This is a genomic window from Micromonospora sp. CA-249363, assembly GCF_050950185.1.
GTDB lineage: Bacteria > Actinomycetota > Actinomycetes > Mycobacteriales > Micromonosporaceae > Micromonospora.
This window is the reverse complement of sequence record NZ_CP192020.1, coordinates 6,259,518-6,276,138: the sequence shown is the minus strand read 5'-3', so window position 1 is coordinate 6,276,138 and position 16,621 is coordinate 6,259,518. Positions and strand designations below refer to the sequence as shown.

The following is a 16,621-nucleotide window of genomic DNA, read 5'->3' as shown; positions in this document are numbered from 1 at the left end:
GCCTGCGGGGGAGCCCGACGCAGCCCGGAGTTCGACGATGATGGCCGAATGGACCAGCCGGAGAAGGTAGTCGGCCTACGCATGACGACGCGTCAGTGGCGCCACCTGGACGGAGCTCTCGACAGCGCGATCAGCGTCGCGGCCGAGAACGGTGATCCTCGCCAGATCCTTTGGGCGGCAAGCGGAATCCGCAGGGCCGGATGGGACCAGATCGCCCACTGGATACCCGGCGTCGCCGGCTCCGGAGACTGGCCGCCGGACGACGAGGACGTTGTCGCCCAACTCTCCCGCGCAGACTGGGCGCTCGCCGCCGAGTGCGCCGGGCACTGGGCCGCTGTCGCCGCGACTGTGGGGCACGAGCAGGAGGCGGCTGTGCTTCGCAGTGTTCAGGCTCTCGTCGTCGAGGGACTCAGCGCCACCTCAGCCTGATCGGCCAGCCCGGTGCTGGGCTGGCCACCTTCTGTCGGCCAGCCCGGGTGCTGGGCTGGCCGATCCCCTGACCGGTGGTTGGTCCCTCTTACCGGTAGTTCGTGAACTGGAGGGCGACGCCGAAGTCCTCACCCTTGAGCAGCGCGATGACCGCCTGGAGGTCGTCCCGCTTCTTGCCGGTGACGCGCAGCTGGTCACCCTGGATCTGCGCCTGCACGCCCTTGGGGCCCTCGTCGCGGATCTTCTTGCTGATCGCCTTGGCCTTGTCCGTCTCGATGCCCTGGATCACCTTGCAGTCGATCTTGAACACCTTGCCCGACGGGCGCGCCTCACCCGCGTCCAAGGACTTCAACGAGATGTTCCGCTTGACCAACTTCTCCTTGAAGACGTCCAGCGCGGCGCGGACCCGCTCCTCGGTCTCCGCCTGAAGGCCGATCGCCTCCTCACCCGACCAGGAGATCTCCGCGCCCGTGCCGCGGAAGTCGAACCGCGTCGAGAGCTCCTTCTCCGCCTGCCGGAGGGCGTTGTCGACCTCCTGGCGGTCGACCTTGCTCACGATGTCGAAAGACGGGTTCGCTGGCATGCTTCTGCTCCTGCTGTCCGGCGGTCTGGGAGGTGCAGTCGGCCGCCGACCAGCGGCACGACCCCCTGACGGTACCCGGTTGCGTCGGTCCCGGGGTGAGCCGCTATCCTTGCTTCCGCCGCCGCGTTGCGACGCGGTGGGGTGCCCTGGCGGGTTGCCCGAGCGGCCAATGGGAGCGGACTGTAAATCCGTCGCGAAAGCTACAGAGGTTCGAATCCTCTACCCGCCACCAGGTGCAGAAAGAGGCCCCTGACCAGCGTGAACGTTGGTCAGGGGCCTCTCTCGTAAGTCTCACTCAGTCCCGCTCTAGCCCGCTCGATCTCGCTGGCCGTGTCGTATACGTGTCGCCGGAACGTGACCAGCGGGGATGGTGATCACGCCCTTACAGCATGACAAGGTTCGTCACCACGTTGCCGACGACGCCGAGGACGACGCCACCAGCGAAGGTCGCAAGAGCGATGCGTGTCCCGCTTCGACGTTGCTGCTCCGCTTGCTCTGCATGGGCGGTCTTCAGTTTCTCAATCTCGGCTTTCATGCTTCGCTCCGTACGTTCGCTCAGCAACAGCGAGATCTTGCTTGCCTGATCTTCGTTTAGTTCGGCAATCGTCCGCGCTGCCTCTGCCCGCTCAACCAGTTCTCGCACCTCGTCCTCGAAAGCTTCGGCCTTGGTGCTGATGTCTCGAAGCCTCTTCACGGTTTTGGAGAGGGTCGCTGAGACCTCCGCGATCTCATCTTCAAGCGAGGGGAGCGGCGGTGGCAAGGTCCTCTCAACCGAAGCCATGGCTTTCGCTGCTACGTCCCGGAACCGCGCAGCGGCCTCGATCCGTTCTGTCCGGCTCTTGAGAACTATCAGCGTCACACCCAACACGGCGAGCACCGCCGCACCAGCAATAAGTGACCATTCGACCGGGGTCGGCGTTCCGGAGCTTTGGGAGAGTTGGAATCCCACAGTCGCGGCACCCGCTGCGGGGATCAGGATGTCGGCGGGATCGATTCGACGTCGCCGTCTCCGCTTCGTTGGCTTGTTCTCCACGGCGAGCAGCTTAGGGACTGCCGGACGGCGCTTTTATACCGGAATCGCCGTGAATAGGTCACCTCTCTCGGTGAGTGGTTGTGTCGGACTTTTGACCGCCGCCACTCCCATCCGCCTGCCACGCCAGCGCCGCCTCGATCCGGCGACGTGGTACTTCCTCTTGGCCGTAGACGCACTTGGCGTAGACCCGCATGAGGACGTGCATGCTGTGCCCGGCCCACTCGGCGACCTGGGCAGCCAGTACCCCGGCGTTGAGCCACAGCGATACAGCGGCGTGTCGCAGATCGTACGGTCGCCGCGCCAGCGGGGATCGCTGCTGAGCAGGGGTAGCACCTTGGCTCGTGCGTCGCGCCATGCCTTCCCGTAGGTGTTGTTCGGGATCGGCTGACCGGCGGTAGGGACGTACCGGCCACCGGGGCCGCGCCGGGTGACGAACAGCTTCCCGTTGGATCCTGGCGGGTACTCCTTGACGTGGTGGTCGAGCAGCCGCACGAGCGGCGGTGGCGCCGGCACGTCTCGCGTGGCGGCCTTTGCTCGGTGCTTCAACCCTCGTTCCTCGGCCGTGTTGCTCCCGTCGCCCCAGTCGCGTCCTACGGCCACGGTCGAGCCGGTCAGGTGCAGTACGCCCCACCCGTCAGGTTGGGAGGGCCGCTCGTACTCGTCTCCGCGCAAGTGAAGCACCTCTTCGGGGCGTAGTGCGGCGTACTACATGCATCCGAAGAACGCTTCCAACTCGGGCACCGTCCGGCCAGTCTCGGCGAGCAGTGCCCGCGCCTGGTCGGGATTGACGACCGCGTGCCGGTCGACCTCATCGGCCGTCTTCGGGGCGGTCCAGCTCACCAGGGTCATTGGGTGCGTGTCGAGTAGGCGCAGCTCAACGGCGTACTTGAGTACGGGCTCGCCGACTACGTTTCGCCGGTCATCGGCCGAGCGTATGCCGACCCGGATCGCATGAAACCCAACCCGGAACCGATCCTGCAAGCTTTGCGCTCCGTCGGCAAGCCACGGGCTCGGTGTGTGCTGATCGGCGACTCACTCTCGGACGTAGAGGGAGCGCACGCCGCAGGGGTGCGGGTGATCGGTTACGCGAACCGTGCCCCTGAAGTCGAGTCGTTCTGGGCGGCCGGCGGGAAAGTGGTGATCACCAGCATGGCCGAGATCGCCAACGTGATGGTCGAGCCGGCAGGTTTCTAGATTCAATAGGTCGCTAAGCTAAGGCTGCCTCATTCGTCCGAACTCTGCTGCGGAGCTAGCAGGCGAACGCGGTCGTACTGCTCCTGGCTGGCGGCGTAATCCGCCAGCGCTTTAATGAGGGAGCCAAGCTGCATTACTGCATAGCTAGTGGCAAAGACAACCAAGAACAGGCCAACCCTTGACCTGTGACATTGTTCATCATCTACGATCTTTAGGTCTCCAGCGATCGCGAAATACACGAGGCCCATGATGCCCATGAACAATTGGGCAGCCATGGTCCATAGGAAGACGAAAATTAAGTCGCCATAATAGGATCGAAAGTTTCTGCCATATTTTTCGGCATCGAATAAGGGTTCATCAACGGCTTCGACCAATTCTTGCCCCGCGCCAGATGCAATCCTTGCTCGTGGCGCACCCTTACCGTTGACGATCATTGTCAGGTAGAGACGGCTGCGCGGCATCGACAGAGCGAGGACTGTTGCCGCCGTGGCGGCGCCGAAGCCTAATGCGGAAAAAGCCAGAGATCCGGCTACAAAATCCTTTACCTCGGCCTCTTTGAGCGCAGGAAACCAGCCTAGACGAAAGCTGGTGAAAACTAGTGCGCCGGCCAGGAGTAGACTAATCGATACATTGCGGTGCGATACAACATCACCCAGGCGTGGGAGTACGTACCTACGCGTAAAGCCTAGGAGGCCTGGGTCCTTTCGCTTGGTCGTCTCCATACCGCCAGCCTAGTCGCGCCCTACGACGTTTCTTGGCTGGATGCGGCGTCCTCGACAGGCGGCGTCGTACTCTGCGCCAATCTCGACGCAGCCACTGCTGCAAGAAGATGCGACTGCTCGAACAAGATCTCGTCTTGCTCGAATTCGGAATCGCGGTCATCGAATACGGCATTTGCCCGAAGTTGATGCTTCTCAGTGCTCACGACAGTATCCCGCTGCTCGCCTTGTCGGCGTCCAACCACTCTCGCGCTTCGCACGTTAGTCAGAGTCCTGCGGACATGTGCCCGAATTAATCCGATGATCCCCCCACTGCGGCTTAGTGTATCGCCACGCGCGGCGGATACCACTACCTGGGCTCGCTGTCCCTCTGATTCACCGGCCAAGGTGGAAAGTACGTCGTTTGCCTCATCCCAATCGGTGTTCGGACGATTAACCTCCAACGCGGCCTGCCTAATTCTCGCAAGGCGGTCTATTTCTTCCTCGAAGGAGGCGGAGGCCAACGGGCTAAGTTGCAATCGCAAACGGTTAGAATACTCATTGATTCTGGCGATAGTGGAGAAGTATTGCTCAAGCGTGCCGACGCCCACCCCTTGCCGGCGACCTTCCAGCAATAGGAGCCGCGCGGCAGGAAACACTGATACGCGGGTCGGTTCTGCTGCCCAAGTTCCGGGTTGCGCGCGTGACCGCTCTGTCTGACCAGTGGCCTCATTGTAAAATAGGGGGTTAGCCCTCGGATTCCCACTCACAAACCGAATGTCGAGAAAGGGCTCCCGGTAAGACATTCTCTCGACGGCGATATCGAGATCCCGGTAGATACTCATCTGCGTTGCCCGCGGTGGGGTTTCGCGAAGCCATTGAAAGAAGTCCTCGTAATCAAGTGGTGCACTGTTGAGGTGTCCATGCATAACGTACGCCCGAATGGATCTCGTGCGCTGCGCCATCATCCCCACCCAATCGTTGATTTCAGAAGAATCATGACAGTGTAAAACCCGCGCCAGGCATTGTTGGTGTCAATTATCCGACCGAACTTTGCAGGATGTGCCGCCATCGCTCCGTTGTGACGATCGACGGTGCAGTCGAGGGGGCGAGGAGTCGACCAAGGTTCAACCAGCCGGGCTATGGCGGAGGCACATGGAGACGGACGAGATTCAGCGCTACTCGTCCGATGACCATCGCGCCTACGCAGCCCGAGTAATCCCGGCGAGCTATGTTGTGCCAACCCGTGTTGCATACGTGTCGCCTATGCCAAAACCAGCCGTCACCGGCTGGACTCAGCGGGCTAGAACTAAGCCAGACCTTGGCCGGGCAAACGACAACGGCCCTCGATCAGGATCTCTGCTGGTCAGGGACCGTGTCTGCACCTGGTGGCGGGTAGAGGATTCGAACCTCTATAGCTTCCGCGACGGATTTACAGAGCGTCAATAGCAGGCCCTCGACCAGCGCAAACATCGCCTCACGCCGGTTATATGGCGGGTAGGTCGATCTTGCCGCTGGTAGCGCATTGAGAGATGTCCGATGCCGTCCTACGCTCGCCGGGTGGAGACGACCGTGCGACGGGCCACTGGCTCTACGGCGGGGTCACTCCCGCGGCGGTCTTTGTGGTGATGCTCGACTACGACTTCTGGCACGCCGTCGGAGAGGCCGACAACGACCTCGAAGAGGATGAGCCACCGCAGCTGAACCCGGAGGGCCAGCTCTACTACGTGAGGCATCGGCCAGGATGGCCTGTCGAAGCGCAATCCTTCTGGCCAGACTCTCAGGGCTTCCACACGGTTGACGATGCGATCGCTGCCGCGGAGGCTGCCGTCCCCGGCTCAATCAGCTGGCAGTAGGCCGACCGACTGTCGATCACGTTCGGAGCGGCGAAGGCGGGCGACGCTCCGAGTTGCCGAGGGCGGCGCGGACCACGGGATCAGCGACTGTCTGAGGGCTTCGCTTGGGCGTTTCCGACCGTGGGCATGATGTCGGCCATGCTCTCGCCCGCACCAGATCGGGACCTACCTGCCGGAGACCAGCTCATCAAGATCTGGTTCAAGTTCGTCCGGAGGGAGGGATGGCTTCCCTACGACACCGAGGGCCTGTGGAGTGTTGCTGCCGGCCCAGATACGGCTCGCATCTGCAACGTTCCGTTTCTCCAGGACGGCGTCGCTGAGGGAGACGTTGTCCGCTTCACTACGGGCCTCGACGGACTTCACTGGGCGTCGGGGCGGGTCGAGGCGTCGGGCAACTGCACTGTGAGAGTCCTGCCGAAGCCTCGGGGTCCGCTCGGGCCGAGCGCCCACGCCGTCTACGACCGCTTGGCGCCCTTCGGCCTCGCCGGCGAGACGTTCAGCAAGGAGCTTCCTCTCGTTGCTTTCACCGTGCCGGCGAGTGCGGACCTCCCTGCGGTCAAGGCAACTCTGTTGCGCGGCGAGGCGGAGGGTTGGTGGAGCTTCGAGCTCGGCTGCACGACCGACGAGTGGGAAGCGGCCTGAACCTGCTGCTCGCGGACGCTCTTGTCCGTGGCGGCAGTGAGAGGTTCGAGTCCCGAGGCGTCCGGGCCTCAGTTGATATCGCTCACCAAACGCCGCGCCTCGGCGATGACGTCTGCGTCGACATCCGTGGCCTCGGTGCTCGTGTACTGCTGCCCGTCGTGGACGCGTCCACGTGGACGTAGGCGTTGTCGAGGGCGATCAGCTTCGCTGCCAGGGGAGTGCCGTCCCAGGTGACGAAGCGGTAGGCCCAGGAGGTGAGGTCGCGAGGTGTGATGGTTCCCGCGAGCAGTCTGCGAGCCATGACGCGTAGGGCCTCCTCCTCTCCTCCCTGCTGCCCTCCGGGTAGCAGGTGAGCGCGACTTCCGCGAGGGCGCCTTCGAGCCAGGGCCGCAGCTCGTCGTTTTCGCTGCCCTTCGTCATCGGGATGCCGGCGAGGATCCGGAGCGTCGGGCTGTCCACGCCTGCTACGAGGCAGTCGCAGGCAGCGGCGACGACGTCCTCCGCACTACTCGATCTGGCGCTCCAGAGAACGACGGTGTCCTGGAGGTGGGCGAGCGGATCGCTGCTGAGCATCGGCACATGGTCCGTCACCAAGCCGGGCGTTGTCCCCACAACTAGGCGGCGTTCCGTCGGAGCCAGATCGGGGGTACGAAGGACTGACCGGAGACGTGCCCGGCTGCTCAGGGCTACGGGCCGGTAACCAATTGGTGCATTCGGACGGCACGGCTTGTCCGGTGTAGACCACTTGTGTCCGAGCGTTTAGCGGGTATGGTGGTCGATGTGTTTGCTGCGTCCGGGTGTCTGCCGGACCGAGGAAAGCAGTAACGGGGAGTAACCGCAGGCAGCGAGGTCGGTGGGGTCTAGCGCATCCCGGGTGAAATGCGCTGATGGTCGTATCAAGCGCCCGGTGAAGGTGCCCGAGCATGCGAAGTGGGCTCTGATCTGGCCCGGTGCGGCACAGGGAGTTGTCCGAAGGGCGGCAAGTGGTCAACGCTCGGCCCGGTCGTGCCCTGACCGCTTTTCTGGGTTCGGACCGTGTGGCACGATCGTGGAACCTCCACCATCCCCGTGACACTTCCCCGACAGGAGCAAAAATGTCTGGTCGAACGCTGGGCCGGCTGCTTGGCTCGTTCCTGGTGCTTACTGCTATCGCGGCCGGCGTCTTCGTCGGTGACGGCATGGACGGCTACATGCACACGGCGGACATCATCTGGAACATGCCCGCAGCGCGGTGAGCACCACAATCTTCGTGATGTAGGCAGCGGGGCGGGCGAGGGGGCGTTGCATGGCGGGTACTGGCCGCACGGGCCCCCGCTCCAACGAACGTGCCTGGTTCATCACTGGGCCGATGGCGATCCTGGCTGTCATCTGCTCCACCGTCGTCGGTCTGGTTGCCCAGGAGTCGGTGGGCGACTGGGCTCTCGCGGGCGCCCTGCTGGTCGGCATGGTCGCCGCAGGGCTTCCGGTACTGAACTTCTCGGTCCGGCGTCAGGCGATCGGCGTCACCCTCACCGAGATCCCGCTCGTCCTGGCGTTCTACCTGCTCCGGCCACTCACCGTGGTCCTGATCTACACCCTCGCGGCCGTCATCACGCACCTCCGGCACCGTTTCGGCGCGACGAAGTTCTGGTTCAACGTCGCCCGCGCGGCTGCGGGCTCGTCACTGGCGGTCCTGGTGTTGCAGGCACTGCCACCCGTGCACGGGGTCGGTCCGGGCACCTGGCTGACGCTCTTCGTGGCCGCCAGCATGGTCAACCTGGTGAGCATCCTCTCCGTTGCCGGGGTGCACACCCTCCTGCAGGGATGGCAGGTGGGCTGGGAGACCTTCCGGAGATCCCCGCCGGCGCTGCTCACCGCCGCCATCAACATCGCCAGCGGCCTGGTCGTCCTCGTCCTGATCGCGGTCACCTGGTGGTCGCTGCTGCTGCTGGCCGCTCTCGTCGCGGCGTTGGCCATCGTCTACCGGGCGTACGCGCAGTTCTTCCGTCAGCACCGCACCCTCGCCGACATGTACGAGCTGAGTCGAGCGGTGGCCGAGAGCGGCCAGGACGGGACTCTGGCGGACGCGCTCCTGGGGCGGGTACGCGCGTTGATGCAGGCGGAGTACGCGACGCTCTGGTTGCCGGCTCAGGGACGGCATCCGGAGGTCCTGTTGACCGCGCGGAACGACGATCCCGGCCTGCTCGACTTCGCCAAGACACCGTCCGTCCTGCGGAAGCGGGCCCGGGACGAGGGTCGCGTCGTGGCGGTCGGGCGCGGCATCACCACGGACGCCGAGCTGCGGGGAGAGTTGGCCGCCGAGCGCGTCAAGGACGTCATCGTGCTGCCCCTGCGGTCCGGTCACGTGATCATCGGCACTCTCGAGGTGGCGAACCGGCTCGGCGACAGCAACTACTTCGTCCGTAACGACATTCCGCTGTTCGAGACGGTCGCCGCCCACGCGGCGGTGGCTCTGGAGAATTCCCGGCTGGTCGACCGCCTGCGGCACGACGCCTACCACGACGCGTTGACCCGGCTTCCCAACCGGCGACGGGTCACCGAGGCTCTGGAGGAGTCGGTCCGGATCCGCGCACCCGGTGAGGTGGTGGCCCTGCTGCTCTTCGACGTCGACGGGCTGCGTCAGGTCAACGAGTCCCTCGGCCATGCTGCCGGTGACAAGGTCCTCGTCGAGGTCGCCAACCGGCTCCGCGCCAGCGCGCCGTCCTCGGCCCTGGTCGGCCGGCCCAGCGGGGACGAGTTCCTGGTGACCCTCCGGTGCGAGAGCGCCGAGGCGGCACTCGAACTGGCCGAGCAGTTGCGCGACCAGATCCGTGACGAGATGGTCTTCGACGCGCTCACGCTCGACGTGAACACCGCCGTCGGGGTGGCCGTACACCCGGATCATGGCAGCGATGCCGCGACCCTGCTGCTCCGGGTCGACCTGGCGGCGAACGCCGCCAAGTCGGTGCCGGGCAGTGTGCAGTTGTTCAACCCGGGCCTGGAGTCCCGGTCGTTGCGCCGGTTGGGTCTCGCCGGCGACCTGCGCCAGGCGTTGGACCAGGACGAGCTGGAGGTCTACTTCCAGCCCAAGGTGACCTTGCGGGACCGGCGTCTGGTCGGTGTCGAGTGCCTGGCCCGCTGGGAGCATCCGACGCACGGCACCGTCGCTCCCGAGGACTTCGTGGCGGTGGCCGCGCACACCGGCCAGTTGAGCCGGCTCACCGAGGTGGTGCTCCGCGAAGGGCTGCGGCGCAGCCGGGACTGGGCCGAGGCCGACCAGCCGTTGCCCATCGCCGTGAACCTCGCCGCCCGCACGCTCACCGACCAGCACTTCCCGGTCCGGGTGCAGGAGCTGTTGACCGAGTACGGGGTGCCGGCGCAGCGCCTGACCCTGGAGATCACCGAGTCGGGCGTGCTGGACGGCACGGACCGCCCCATCCCGACGCTGCGTCGACTCCGCGACCTCGGCGTCCGGCTGTCGGTGGACGACTTCGGCACCGGTGACTCGTCGTTGGCCCACCTGCGCCGGCTGCCGGTGCACGAGGTGAAGGTGGACCGTTCCTTCGTGCAGGGCATGGCCACCGACCCGGGGGACCTGGCGATCGTCAACGCGGTGGTGACGCTCTCCCAGCAGTTCGGCCTGGCCGTGGTCGCCGAAGGAGTCGAGAGCGAACTGACCCTGGAGCTTCTTCAGGACATCGGCTGCGAGATCGGGCAGGGCTTCCTGTTCAGCCGGCCGCTGCCGTACGAGCGACTGGCCGCCTGGTTCGGCGCTCAGGTGGACCCGGAGACGATCTCCAGCGGAGAGCTCCCACGCCTGCGTGTGGTGCCCTGACCTGGGTATATACGGCCACCGGGGATCCGATTTCACCTGCCGACCCCTGCCGTGTATTCTACTTCTGCGCGCCCCACGGGGAGATTGCGCAGGCCCCCTTAGCTCAGTCGGCAGAGCGTCTCCATGGTAAGGAGAAGGTCTACGGTTCGATTCCGTAAGGGGGCTCGAGGGTTCAGCTGGACCCACCGCGGCGGTGTAGCTCAGATGGCAGAGCAAGCGGCTCATAATCGCTGTGTCGCCGGTTCAAGTCCGGCCACCGCTACTCTCGTCTTCCGGGCTGGTTCCCGGTGGTCGTTGAGATGGGCGCCACTGGCGCCCACTTTGCATGTCCGCGCAGTCAGCGTCTAGGCTGACGCGTCGTAGTTGTTTCCGTTAGCGAGGAAGGCACTCCGCCGTGGCGAAGGCTACCGATGTCCGGCCGAAGATCACTTTGGCGTGTGTGGAGTGCAAGGAGCGCAACTACATCACGCGCAAGAACCGCCGGAACGACCCCGACCGCATCGAGCTGAAGAAGTTCTGCCCGCGCGACGGCCGGCACACGGTTCACCGCGAGACCCGCTGACCGCCGGCCGGCACACGCCGGCCGTCGTCGAAGCCTTTCCAACCGCCGATCTGACCGGTCGGGCGCGGCACCGCCGCAGCCTGCCGACCAGATCGGCGGTTGTGCTTTCCGTGTAGGTTCGCGGCATGTCCCTGGACCCTTCCTTCGTCGGCCGGACGTATCCGCCGACCGCCCCCTACCAGGTGGGCCGAGAAAAGATCCGTGAGTTCGCCGCGGCCATCGGCGCCACCGACGCGGCTCACCACGACCCGGCCGCGGCGCAGGCCCTGGGCCACTCCGACGTGGTCGCCCCGCCGACCTTCCCGGTGATCGTCACCATGGCCGCGACCCGCCAGATCATCGAGGACCCGGACCTCGGCGTCGACTACAGCCGGCTGGTGCACGGCGACCAGCGGTTCGCGTACACCCGGCCGGTGGTCGCGGGCGACGAGCTGGTCTGCACCAACACCATCGAAGAGGTCACCAACCGGGGCGGGCACGGCCTCCTCACCACCCGCACGGACGTGAGCACCGTCGCCGGGGAGCCGGTGGTCGCCGTCTGGGCCCGTTACGTCATCCGTGGAGAGGCCTGAGATGGAACTGCCAACCAAGACGTTCCGGGTGACCCGGGCGGACCTGATCCGCTACGCCGGCGCCTCGGGTGACTTCAACCCGATCCACTGGAGCGACCGCGTCGCCACGAAGGTGGGGCTGCCCGGCGTCATCGCGCACGGCATGTTCACCATGGCGCTGGTCGGCCGGGCGGTCACCGAGTGGGCCGGCACGCCCGACGCGGTGGTCGAGTACGGCGTCCGGTTCACCCGGCCGGTGGTGGTGCCCGACGACGACGAGGGGACCGAGATCGAGGTGACCGCGCGGGTGCGCGAGGTGACCGAGGACGGCCTCACCCGGCTCGACGTGACCGCGACCTGCCTGGGCGACAAGGTGCTGTCGCAGGCGCGCGCGGTCATCCGCACGGCACGCTGAACCAGAGCCGCACGGCACGCTGAGCCAGAGCCACGCGGCACGCGGAAGCAGAGCCACGCGGCACGCGGAATCGCAGCCGCAGGGCACGCTGAGCCAAAAGCCACGCAGCACGCGGAATCGCAGCCGCCGGCACGCTGCAACGCGGCCGGAGGGTGCGCTGAATCGGCTTCGCCACGCGTGGTGGGGAGACCGGTTGGGAAAGTCGGGCGCCTACCCGTACACTGGTCCGCCGTGGGGCAAGTGACCCCTGCTCGGTCGTCTGTGACCGCGTGGGGCGAGTGTTGCCGCACAGGGGTGTAGCTCAATTGGCAGAGCAGCGGTCTCCAAAACCGCAGGCTGCAGGTTCAAGTCCTGTCACCCCTGCGCCTCAGGCCTGACCGTTCCCGTGGGTCGCGCCGCCGACAAGGCGGCGTCCGGCCCGTGGTGGTGGTACCGGCGGGGTGGTTCCGAGGCAATCGGGGCTCCCGGTCGGACCACCGGCCGCGGCCCGTCGCGGGACGGTTGGGTCCGGCCGGCGTGACCAGCGCCGCGTGCGCCGCCCGGCGTGCGACCCGAGATTCCGCGACGGAGGGCGAAGTGGCCGACAACAAGCGGCGCGGCGAGGACGCCGGCGACGATCGTCTCGACGACGAGATCGTTGACGACGTAGCCGACGACGACGACGCCACCGGCGCGGACGAGCCGGTCTCCCGGGGCGGCACCGCGACGCGGGCCCGCGCCCGGGCGGAATCGGCCGACAGCCGGCCGACCACGAGGTCGGAAACCGGTCGGGTGGGCGTGTTCGGCCGCATCGCACGGTTTTTCCGCGAGGTCGTTGCCGAACTGCGTAAGGTCATCTGGCCGACCCGCAAGGAGTTGCTGACGTACACCGCCGTGGTGGTCACGTTCGTCGCGGTGATGCTGACGATCGTGGGTCTGCTGGACTACGGCTTCGCCAAGGCCGTGTTGTTCGTCTTCGGCAACTCGGACTGACCGGCTGTCTCCAGCCGATAGTGACGGAAGTGAGCGAGCGTGCCTGAGTACGACGAGACCGCCGGACAGGTGGACGAGCAGTCCACGGTCGCGACGGCGGCTGGTGACGAGTCGGTTGAGGCCGCCAGCGAGCCGGAGTTCCCCACCACCGAGCCTGCGCCGGACGAGGACTACGACCCGGTCGCCGAGCTGCGGCAGAAGCTGCGTTACGCGCCGGGTGACTGGTACGTGGTGCACTCGTACGCCGGTTACGAGAACAAGGTGAAGACCAACCTCGAGACCCGGATCACGAGCCTCGACATGGAGGACTTCATCTACCAGGTCGAGGTGCCGACCCGGGAAGAGGTCGAGGTCAAGAACGGTAAGCGTTCGCAGGTCCAGGCCAAGGTCTTCCCCGGTTACATCCTGGTCCGGATGGAGCTGACCGCCGAGTCGTACTCGTGTGTCCGCAACACCCCGGGTGTGACCGGCTTCGTCGGCGCGACCGACCGGGCCGACCGGCCCGCGCCGCTGTCGCTCGACGAGGTGCTGAAGTGGCTGGCGCCGGCCGTCGAGACCGAGCAGAAGAAGGCGAAGCCGGAGATCAAGGTCCTCGACTTCGAGGTCGGCGACTCGGTCACCGTCACCGACGGCGCGTTCGCCTCGCTGCCGGCCACGATCAGCGAGATCAACGCCGACCAGCAGAAGCTCAAGGTGCTGGTGTCGATCTTCGGCCGGGAGACCCCGGTGGAGCTCAACTTCAACCAGGTCGCCAAGATCTGATCGGTCGTCGGCGGCGGGTCCGGCCCGCCGCCGACGTCGGCGTACGCCCTCCCGCTCGACCTCGGCGGACGAGCGGGCTGCGGCCTGCGCTACTCTTGAACGTCGCCGCTGTCGCACCGCGCTGACCGTGCGCGCCCCGACTCGGCGGTGACGGCCGCATTTTCCCAGCTCCAAGCCCCAGGAAGTGACATGCCTCCGAAGAAGAAGCTCGTCAAGACGTTCACGCTTCAGCTCCCGGCGGGCCAGGCCACGCCGGCGCCGCCGGTCGGCCCCGCGCTCGGTCAGCACGGCGTGAACATCATGGAGTTCTGCAAGTCCTACAACGCGCAGACCGAGTCCCAGCGGGGCGACATCGTCCCCGCCGAGATCAGCGTGTACGAGGACCGGTCCTTCACCTTCGTGCTGAAGACCCCGCCCGCCGCCCGGCTGCTGCTCAAGGCCGCCGGCGTTCCGAAGGGCTCGGGCGTTCCGCAGGCCACCAAGGTGGGCTCGGTCAGCCGCAGCCAGGTGCGGGAGATCGCCGAGAAGAAGATGGCCGACCTCAACGCCAACGACCTGGACCAGGCCGAGCGGATCATCGCCGGCACCGCCCGGTCGATGGGCATCACCGTCAACGACTGACGTTCGGCTTCCGCCGACGACCGAATCGTGGGAGGGCTCGCGCCGAGCGGCCCGCCAGAGACCACAGGAGTAATCAGCAATGCAGCGCAGCAAGAGCTACCGCAAGGCCGCCGACGTCATCGACCGGTCGAAGCTCTACACCCCCGCCGAGGCCGTGAAGCTGGCCAAGGAGACCACCAACGTCAAGTTCGACGCCACGGTCGAGGTCGCCATGCGCCTCGGCGTCGACCCCCGCAAGGCGGACCAGATGGTCCGCGGCGTGGTCAACCTGCCGCACGGCACCGGTAAGACCGCCCGCGTGATCGTCTTCGCCAGCGGCGCGAAGGCCGAGGAGGCCACCGCGGCGGGTGCGGACGAGGTGGGCACCGACGAGCTGGTCGCCCGCATCCAGGGTGGTTGGCTCGACTTCGACGCGGCGATCGCCACGCCGGACCAGATGGCCAAGATCGGCCGGATCGCGCGGATCCTGGGCCCGCGCGGTCTCATGCCGAACCCGAAGACCGGCACGGTGACCATGGACGTCACCAAGGCGGTGCAGGACATCAAGGGCGGCAAGATCACCTTCCGGGTGGACAAGCACTCCAACCTGCACCTGATCATCGGCAAGGCCTCCTTCTCGGAGAGCCAGCTGGTGGACAACTACGCCGCGGTGCTCGACGAGGTGCTGCGCGCCAAGCCGTCCGCGGCCAAGGGCAAGTACCTCCGCAAGGTCATCCTCACCACCACGATGGGCCCGGGCGTTCCGGTCGACCCGAACCTGGTGAAGAACCTGACCGAGGACTCGGCCGACGCCTGAGTCGACCGTCCGCTCGTACCGGGGCGCCGCCACGATCGTGGCGGCGCCCCGGCGCGTTCCGGGTGTGGCAAGCTCGACCGCATGCGGCTGGAGAACGTCTGGTTGCGGTACCACCGGCGGGGTCCGTGGGTGCTGCGGGGCGTGGACGCGCGGATCGGCCCGGGTGAGGTCGCGGTCGTCCTGGGCCGCAACGGGGTGGGCAAGTCCACCCTGCTCCAGGTGGCCGCCGGGGTGCTGCGCCCGGCCCGGGGTCGGGTCGTCGACCGGCCGGCCCGGGTGGGGTGGGTGCCGGAGCGCTTCCCGGCCGACCAGCCCTTCACCGTGTCCCGCTATCTGACCGGCATGGCCCGCGCGGCCGGGCTGGGGCGCACGGCCGCCGACGAGGCGGTGGCGACCTGGACGCAACGGCTCGGGCTCGACGCGTTCCGCTCGGTGCGGCTCGCGGAGCTCTCCAAGGGCACCGCGCAGAAGGTGGGCCTCGCCCAGGCCATGCTGCGGGCGCCGGGCCTGCTGGTGCTCGACGAGCCGTGGGAGGGCCTGGACGCCGCGACCCGCGAGCTGGTTCCCGAGCTTATCGACGAGGTGCTGACCGACGGTGGCACGGTCCTGGTCAGCGACCACCGGGGGGAGACGGTCCGGTTGCCGGCCGCGCGCCGCTGGTCGGTGGCTGCCGGCTCGCTGACCGAGGAGACCGCGCCCACCGACGAGGAGGCCATCGCGGTGGTCGAGGTCGCGGTGCCGGCCGCGCGGGTCGCCGGCGCCGTCGCCCGCCTGCGGGCCGAGGGCCACCAGATTCTTCGGGTACGCGCCGACGACTCCACCGCCCCACCCCAGGCGCTCCCGCCCACCCCGTCGCCCTCCACGGCGCTGCCGACCCCGTCGGCCTCCACGGCGCGGCCGGGATCAGCCGACGAGATGGTCGAGCCCACCACGGGGGAGGGCCGGTGAGCGCGCTGGTGTGGATGCGGCTGGCGGGTCTCCTGCGTACCGGGCGGGCGTTGGCGCCCCTGCTCGCGGGGCTCGTCGTGCTCGGCACGCTCTACGGCGGCGGCCGGTCCCAGCCGGCGGAGGCGTACGGGGTCTCGGCCGTGGTGCTCTTCCCGGTGCTCGCCTGGCAGACCAAGATCCTGCTGGACATCGAGCCGGACGTGCAGCGCCGGCTGGCCCAGGTGACCGTCGGGGTGGCCCGGGAGCGTCTCGCCGGGCTCCTGGCGGCCGGCGTGGCGGCGCTGGTCGCGGTGGCTGTCGCGCTGCTCTTTCCGTGGCTGGTGGGCGGGGTCACCGGGCCGGTCGAGCCGGGGGACCGGTCGGTGCCGGTCGGCATCGCGCTGGGGTTGTGGGCGCATCTGCTGGCCGTACCCGCGGCGGTTGCTCTTGGCGCGTTCGCCAGCCGGGCGTCGGTGGGCGGCGCCGCGTACGGCGTCGCGGTGCTGGCCCTCGGCGGTGTCGGCGCGGTGGCGCTCGGCCTGCGTGGATCGGTCGCGCCCTGGCTGGTACCGCCGATCATGGCGACCGCCCGGACGACCGCGGGTGACGCCGCCGCGCTGACCCTGCTCGGGCTCACGGCCTGGGCCCTGGCGTGGAGCGTGGCGGTCACCGCCGGCTACCTCTGGCGGCGGCGGGCCCGGGGCTGACCGGTCCGGCGGCGTGACCCGGGTCACCGGGGGCGATTTGGCGCGGGGAGCGCGGGCGC

20 protein-coding genes, 4 tRNA genes and 1 pseudogene are annotated in these 16,621 nt (G+C 67.3%); 19 read left to right on the top strand and 6 right to left on the bottom strand.

The annotated features are described in order from the left end of the window. Nucleotides 1–81 precede the first annotated feature (81 nt). Nucleotides 82–429, top strand: a complete 348-nt coding sequence (locus ACQPZK_RS28135; RefSeq protein ID WP_433535786.1) for a hypothetical protein — start codon at nucleotides 82–84, stop codon at nucleotides 427–429. An 88-nt stretch (nucleotides 430–517) separates the two neighbouring features. Here ACQPZK_RS28135 and ACQPZK_RS28130 read toward each other — a convergent pair whose 3' ends face one another. Further along, nucleotides 518–1,012, bottom strand: a complete 495-nt coding sequence (locus tag ACQPZK_RS28130) for a YajQ family cyclic di-GMP-binding protein (RefSeq protein WP_433535785.1) — start codon at nucleotides 1,010–1,012, stop codon at nucleotides 518–520. A 148-nt stretch (nucleotides 1,013–1,160) separates the two neighbouring features. Here ACQPZK_RS28130 and ACQPZK_RS28125 point away from each other — a divergent pair. Next, nucleotides 1,161–1,244 (top strand) — tRNA-Tyr (locus ACQPZK_RS28125). Nucleotides 1,245–1,394: 150 nt separating this feature from the next. On the opposite strand, the gene ACQPZK_RS28120 is transcribed toward ACQPZK_RS28125, so the two are convergent. Further along, a complete protein-coding gene (locus ACQPZK_RS28120) occupies nucleotides 1,395–2,045 on the bottom strand; it encodes a hypothetical protein (RefSeq protein ID WP_433535784.1) in 651 nt (216 codons plus the stop codon). A gap of 705 nt (nucleotides 2,046–2,750) precedes the next feature. After that, complete coding sequence (locus ACQPZK_RS28115) at nucleotides 2,751–2,885, bottom strand: hypothetical protein (RefSeq protein WP_433535783.1); 135 nt, start codon at nucleotides 2,883–2,885, stop codon at nucleotides 2,751–2,753. Between the two features lie 57 nt (nucleotides 2,886–2,942). Between ACQPZK_RS28115 and ACQPZK_RS28110 the strand changes: the two are divergent. Next, a pseudogene (locus tag ACQPZK_RS28110) lies at nucleotides 2,943–3,239 on the top strand (HAD family hydrolase); the annotation flags it as partial. A 29-nt stretch (nucleotides 3,240–3,268) separates the two neighbouring features. On the opposite strand, the gene ACQPZK_RS28105 reads toward ACQPZK_RS28110, so the two are convergent. Both ACQPZK_RS28105 and ACQPZK_RS28100 read right to left on the bottom strand, forming a co-directional pair. Next, on the bottom strand, nucleotides 3,269–3,961 hold the full coding sequence (locus ACQPZK_RS28105) for a hypothetical protein (protein ID WP_433535782.1): 693 nt from the start codon (nucleotides 3,959–3,961) through the stop codon (nucleotides 3,269–3,271). A 20-nt stretch (nucleotides 3,962–3,981) separates the two neighbouring features. Beyond that, complete coding sequence (locus tag ACQPZK_RS28100) at nucleotides 3,982–4,164, bottom strand: hypothetical protein (protein ID WP_433535781.1); 183 nt, start codon at nucleotides 4,162–4,164, stop codon at nucleotides 3,982–3,984. 1,305 nt (nucleotides 4,165–5,469) lie between these two features. On the opposite strand from ACQPZK_RS28100, the gene ACQPZK_RS28095 reads away from it, so the two are divergent. Beyond that, entirely contained in the window at nucleotides 5,470–5,793 is a 324-nt protein-coding gene (locus tag ACQPZK_RS28095; RefSeq protein WP_433535780.1) for a hypothetical protein, read from the top strand. A gap of 138 nt (nucleotides 5,794–5,931) precedes the next feature. Next, nucleotides 5,932–6,435, top strand: coding sequence for a DUF4265 domain-containing protein (locus ACQPZK_RS28090; protein ID WP_433535779.1), 504 nt, complete (start codon nucleotides 5,932–5,934; stop codon nucleotides 6,433–6,435). Between the two features lie 82 nt (nucleotides 6,436–6,517). On the opposite strand, the gene ACQPZK_RS28085 is transcribed toward ACQPZK_RS28090, so the two are convergent. Beyond that, complete coding sequence (locus ACQPZK_RS28085) at nucleotides 6,518–6,736, bottom strand: hypothetical protein (protein WP_433535778.1); 219 nt, start codon at nucleotides 6,734–6,736, stop codon at nucleotides 6,518–6,520. A 793-nt stretch (nucleotides 6,737–7,529) separates the two neighbouring features. Between ACQPZK_RS28085 and ACQPZK_RS28080 the strand changes: the two genes are divergently transcribed. From ACQPZK_RS28080 to ACQPZK_RS28015, 14 genes are all read left to right on the top strand, one after another. Then, nucleotides 7,530–7,670 carry a hypothetical protein gene (locus ACQPZK_RS28080; protein ID WP_433535777.1) on the top strand — a complete coding sequence of 47 codons (141 nt, stop codon included), beginning with the start codon at nucleotides 7,530–7,532 and terminating at the stop codon, nucleotides 7,668–7,670. Between the two features lie 50 nt (nucleotides 7,671–7,720). Further along, nucleotides 7,721–10,249, top strand: coding sequence for a putative bifunctional diguanylate cyclase/phosphodiesterase (locus tag ACQPZK_RS28075; RefSeq protein ID WP_433535776.1), 2,529 nt, complete (start codon nucleotides 7,721–7,723; stop codon nucleotides 10,247–10,249). Between the two features lie 92 nt (nucleotides 10,250–10,341). Beyond that, nucleotides 10,342–10,414, top strand: a tRNA-Thr gene (locus ACQPZK_RS28070). A gap of 24 nt (nucleotides 10,415–10,438) precedes the next feature. Further along, nucleotides 10,439–10,511 (top strand) — tRNA-Met (locus ACQPZK_RS28065). A 132-nt stretch (nucleotides 10,512–10,643) separates the two neighbouring features. Further along, nucleotides 10,644–10,811, top strand: coding sequence for a 50S ribosomal protein L33 (gene rpmG, locus ACQPZK_RS28060; protein WP_007073056.1), 168 nt, complete (start codon nucleotides 10,644–10,646; stop codon nucleotides 10,809–10,811). 125 nt (nucleotides 10,812–10,936) lie between these two features. After that, on the top strand, nucleotides 10,937–11,383 hold the full coding sequence (locus tag ACQPZK_RS28055; protein WP_433535775.1) for an FAS1-like dehydratase domain-containing protein: 447 nt from the start codon (nucleotides 10,937–10,939) through the stop codon (nucleotides 11,381–11,383). 1 nt (nucleotide 11,384) lies between these two features. Further along, nucleotides 11,385–11,777, top strand: a complete 393-nt coding sequence (locus ACQPZK_RS28050) for a MaoC family dehydratase (protein ID WP_433535774.1) — start codon at nucleotides 11,385–11,387, stop codon at nucleotides 11,775–11,777. Nucleotides 11,778–12,067: 290 nt separating this feature from the next. After that, nucleotides 12,068–12,140 (top strand) — tRNA-Trp (locus ACQPZK_RS28045). A gap of 213 nt (nucleotides 12,141–12,353) precedes the next feature. Continuing rightward, nucleotides 12,354–12,749, top strand: coding sequence for a preprotein translocase subunit SecE (gene secE, locus ACQPZK_RS28040; RefSeq protein WP_433535773.1), 396 nt, complete (start codon nucleotides 12,354–12,356; stop codon nucleotides 12,747–12,749). Between the two features lie 39 nt (nucleotides 12,750–12,788). Next, nucleotides 12,789–13,511: a transcription termination/antitermination protein NusG gene (nusG, locus tag ACQPZK_RS28035; RefSeq protein ID WP_433535772.1), complete on the top strand. Its 723-nt coding sequence runs from the start codon at nucleotides 12,789–12,791 to the stop codon at nucleotides 13,509–13,511. Between the two features lie 189 nt (nucleotides 13,512–13,700). Further along, nucleotides 13,701–14,132: a 50S ribosomal protein L11 gene (rplK, locus tag ACQPZK_RS28030; RefSeq protein ID WP_433535771.1), complete on the top strand. Its 432-nt coding sequence runs from the start codon at nucleotides 13,701–13,703 to the stop codon at nucleotides 14,130–14,132. Nucleotides 14,133–14,211: 79 nt separating this feature from the next. After that, nucleotides 14,212–14,928 (top strand): 50S ribosomal protein L1, encoded by a 717-nt coding sequence (rplA, locus tag ACQPZK_RS28025; RefSeq protein WP_433535770.1) that lies wholly within the window; start codon nucleotides 14,212–14,214, stop codon nucleotides 14,926–14,928. Nucleotides 14,929–15,009: 81 nt separating this feature from the next. Beyond that, nucleotides 15,010–15,876 (top strand): ABC transporter ATP-binding protein, encoded by an 867-nt coding sequence (locus ACQPZK_RS28020; RefSeq protein ID WP_433535769.1) that lies wholly within the window; start codon nucleotides 15,010–15,012, stop codon nucleotides 15,874–15,876. Beyond that, on the top strand, nucleotides 15,873–16,562 hold the full coding sequence (locus tag ACQPZK_RS28015; protein ID WP_433535768.1) for a hypothetical protein: 690 nt from the start codon (nucleotides 15,873–15,875) through the stop codon (nucleotides 16,560–16,562). The genes ACQPZK_RS28020 and ACQPZK_RS28015 overlap by 4 nt, the downstream gene beginning before the upstream one ends. The last annotated feature ends 59 nt before the right edge of the window (nucleotides 16,563–16,621 follow it).